This is a genomic window from Paenibacillus sp. KS1 (genome assembly GCF_001680695.1).
Classification (GTDB): domain Bacteria; phylum Bacillota; class Bacilli; order Paenibacillales; family Paenibacillaceae; genus Paenibacillus_B; species Paenibacillus_B suaedae.
On record NZ_MAIS01000169.1, the window covers coordinates 1 to 4,114 of the forward strand.

Annotated in this window: 5 protein-coding genes; all 5 read left to right on the top strand. The window is 37.1% G+C overall.

What is annotated here, in order from left to right:
• Positions 1–224, top strand: a 224-nt coding sequence (locus BBG47_RS30470; RefSeq protein ID WP_217492539.1) for a hypothetical protein, incomplete at its 5' end; no start/stop codon positions are given.
• A gap of 283 nt (positions 225–507) precedes the next feature.
• Positions 508–1,740, top strand: a complete 1,233-nt coding sequence (locus BBG47_RS27215) for a helix-turn-helix domain-containing protein (RefSeq protein WP_065294352.1) — start codon at positions 508–510, stop codon at positions 1,738–1,740.
• Positions 1,741–1,887: 147 nt separating this feature from the next.
• Positions 1,888–2,121 (top strand): aspartyl-phosphate phosphatase Spo0E family protein, encoded by a 234-nt coding sequence (locus BBG47_RS27220; RefSeq protein ID WP_065294353.1) that lies wholly within the window; start codon positions 1,888–1,890, stop codon positions 2,119–2,121.
• Between the two features lie 513 nt (positions 2,122–2,634).
• On the top strand, positions 2,635–3,348 hold the full coding sequence (locus BBG47_RS27225) for a hypothetical protein (RefSeq protein ID WP_065294354.1): 714 nt from the start codon (positions 2,635–2,637) through the stop codon (positions 3,346–3,348).
• A gap of 76 nt (positions 3,349–3,424) precedes the next feature.
• Positions 3,425–3,997: a hypothetical protein gene (locus tag BBG47_RS27230; RefSeq protein ID WP_065294355.1), complete on the top strand. Its 573-nt coding sequence runs from the start codon at positions 3,425–3,427 to the stop codon at positions 3,995–3,997.
• Positions 3,998–4,114: the final 117 nt, after the last annotated feature.

The window sequence follows — 4,114 nt, forward strand, 5'->3', positions numbered from 1 at the left end:
ATGTGTCCAAATTTATGGGGTTAATCCGCTATGCACTTTTAGCTGAAATAATTACTAGATATACTGATAGATTAGTTGAGTGCCATTTAGTTTCTTCTGAAGAAATGGAGAAAATGTGGACTAGTGCGTTGGAGCCTTCAACTGTACCAAGAAGATTCATTGATCCTAAAAAATACTATGAAATGCGGATAAAGCAAATTCAGAAGGACGATGACATCACATAACACCTTTTACGCTATGGGCTTTGGCTTCAGTTCGCATGAAGGTTAGCTAGGAAGTTGATTCTGCTCTCAACCCTACGAGACTAAGTCCGTTGATACCGGCGCGTTCGCGTCTTAAGCCTCTCAGTTCGTGAATACAAAAACATTAGACCAAGTACGAGGTTAATCCATTTTCAGTACCTTTTCTACCGTGGAATGTTTACACATTAGTATATATATGGTAGTTTTTAAATAAATATATGCATTTTTTGTGTAGTAAGCGTGCTTTTGAAAGAAGGTGATAGTTTTGAGTAAAGAAATTAGGCTAATCGGCGAATTAATTTACGATTATCGGAAGAGACTTAGATACACTTTGCCGCATTTATCATCGTTATCAGGTATTCCTAAAGGAACGATATCGAAAATCGAAAGAGGAGAGACAAAGCATCCTGAATTAACTACTATTCTTTCCTTAACTTCTTCGTTATCCATTCCATATTCGGATGTGGTTGGTCATTACATCGTAACGGAGAGGCGTAAGAAGGTGCTGCAACGTCTGCTAATGGAAGCTATTCAGAGGGGCGAAAGCACAGTTATTGAAAAGATAGCAGTCAGGTTCCTGCAATCTGACAGTGAAGACAGCTACGATTTAATTGAAGAGCTGTACAAAATGACAGAAGCTGTGACTGATAATACGATCAGACTCACATTATTTGCTCTAATCGCAAAGTATGCCAGAGAGCACGGAGTACAACCTTACGTTGCCAAAGCTTTTTTTCAAACGTACTTGATTGAACGTAATGATTTTAGCAGGCTGGAGCAGACATTTCATACAGGAATATACCTGCTTAATTACATCGATTTTTTTCCAGAAGAGGAGAAAGGGCTTATTCATTTCAAATTAGGGTTTCATGCTTACGCGCTACAAATGCATGAGAAGAGCATTGAATTACTCTCTTCTGTTGTGGAAGAGTATAAGAGTGATCCACTTACGAGAGCTCGTGCCCTGCTTTTGACTAGCAATTCCTATTACTATTTGGGTAATTACTTTTTAGCAGAGCATTACATGCACGAATGTAACAAGTACTCGTTTAAAGAAATACAAGAAAACATTAAGCTTAATGAAGCTTGCATCCTTGGCAAGAAAGGACATATTGAGCAGGCCATATCACAACTTCTTATTTGTTTACAGCAATCCTCATCTGATCAAACCATCCATATCATTAACGAGCTTTTCGAATTATACCTTCATAATAAAGATACAGTTTCAATTGACATGTTACTCAAGCATGAATCTCAAATAATCAACACTGAATATAAGACGCCTTTTAAAAAATCTGAATTGGCTCTGTATTTTAAGTTAAAAGCAGGATATTACATACAGCTTAAAAAATATGAAGAAGCTATTGACTGCTTTATGCTGAGTATTTTGCATTATATAGGTGTAGATTCTCGTGTCAGGGCGAATGATTGTTTCAATTTAATTTTATTTATATTACCCAAATGGGCACAACAACAAGTTGATGACTCGACCAAGTAAGAGGAAGGAAAGTAATTATTATTACTTATCTTACCTCTTATTTTTGTTTGTGACAGAATATGTCGAAAAGGTTTTGTTAGAGGAAAAAAATAACGAATATAGGAAACCTGGTTTAAATTGTCATTGAGAAGGGGGTATCCAATCTCGATGCTAACTCAGGAAGAAGAATTAATTCGATTAAAAGTTAAAGAGTTGCGTGAACGCTTGGCAAGAACGGTAGAAAGTATGAAAAGCCTAAGTGATAGACATGTAGTGGAAATTAGTCAGGAACTCGACTGGTACATATTGCAGCTTCAAAAAATGAATTATTCGGATACGAAGAAAAAAGGTAACCAAAAGGTGATAGAAGGAGCTAGTATTTTTCTCTCTCAAGTAAGATAAGTCGATTAAAGAGGTTGTCTCAAGGATGCTACATGTTAGTCATTCTAGCACTCTTGTTTCAATAATATAGAGTCGATCCCAGATGAACATGTCAGGAAACACTGGAAATCGACTCCGAAGCGCTCTATCCTTTGCCATCCAAAGAAAACAGCTAGAACAATAATAACATCATTCAAATCTTTGTAATAGCATTGGGGCGAGTAGCCATTAATAATAGAGGAGGGTTGCCCGTTTGTTTGTAGTGTTCAAAAATACGAGAATTCTCACAGTCAGTATATTTGTACGCTACACCAATCATTAATTAATGTAGCTTCATTTGAGTAGCTATATAGTTGTACCTTCAGGGATTTTGATCAACATTTAATCTAGATGACATAGTACCATTACAAAATAGTGATTCTGCGTCATCAAGAAAACGAGGATCAGCTAATGAAGTCCGCCCATTGAGTCCTTGTTTGAATATCTCGGCTGAGAATCTATCAAAAATATAAGTATGAGGAGAGTCGAGTCGCAGTGAAAATTAAAAGCATTTCAATTTTTTTGCTTGTTATCGCTTTATTTTCAGTAAATGTCACCGGTGCCGCTGCATATAATAGTAAATACTCACCTAACGTGCAGGATGGTGGTCAGCAGTCGCTTGAATGGGCAAAAAAGCATAAATATATTGTCCCAAACAATCCCGCAGACGAAATTTTTGATACCTATGGTAATGACCCAGGGGTGGGTGCTACACGGGTCAATCTTACAACGTACGGTTGGTATGGTACACCAATTGTACAAGATGAGAAGTCGGGGAATTTCAACTCTGTCAAAGATATCGTTCTTTGGGTCGTTTTAAGTGTGATCAAAGATACGTTTGGAAAGATAGTCATCGAAGTCGCTAACTATGCGTTATCTAATATAGATGTAACGCAAGCAGCGACAGCTAAGACTATGATCTCTTATTCGTTTCCAACTAAACAGGGACAAGTGTGGTACAACAATATTTGGAACACATTGTTTGAAAGTACAAACCGAAATACATTCAAGCATTACTATGCGGTATGGTGGGACAAAAACAAAGAAGTAAGGCAAAGAACAAAAGACTACACCACTTCAAATGGATATCAACCAGTAAGAGTCGAAAGTGCAAAGCATTACAACGATCATACGTACATTCAAAATCAGGCATATGCAAACTATCTACAAGGAAAACGTTACACCTCTGAAGAATATTACCAAAACTAAAAGCGGAATGAACTCACAAGAACAGAGAATTTGTAGCTTGTGAGTTCTTCCTCTTATCTGGAAGGGATAGGTTGGGATGAAACAACTGCTTTTTGTGGTATTGGCAATTTTCTTTTTTACTGGCTGTACTGAGGTAAAAGATCAAACAAAACTTAAATTACCGACTTACATGGAGGAATTTAATGATTTTAGCAGCAAGATGGCGATGTACAGTAACTTCAAGAAAGAAACGCCTAAACATTACCGTTTAACAGCAACAATTGAACTGCAAAGAGAATCTGATGCCGACCGGATGCTATACGAAATAGCTATTAGGAAACCGACTATTGAAATGAAAAATGTAAAGATGACATTCGGACTCCATCCTAAAATGCTTCAACATCTATTAACTAGCAACGTTTTTAATACTACTGACGAAAATACCCCGTTACATTTGATGCCTGACAAAGAACCCTTTGGCCTTACGCTAGGACGCGGTCATATCATCGATAAATCCCTCATTGATCATGAAATGCTTTCTATTTATCGTGACATGTTCATTAAAATCACATACGAATCTAACGGAAAGCAGGTTATTGACTACCTGCAGACGGAGGGAGAAGTCACGAAGGAATTAGAGGACTACCTGAAACAGAATGCAGTTAAATGAAAAACGGTCGAGCCTCATTTTCGACTCTCTGCCATTTAGAGATAAATGATGGTGAGTGTAAAAACGAAAAGGAATAAAGAGATCATAAAAAAGATAGTTCCTATTGTGATAGTAAGT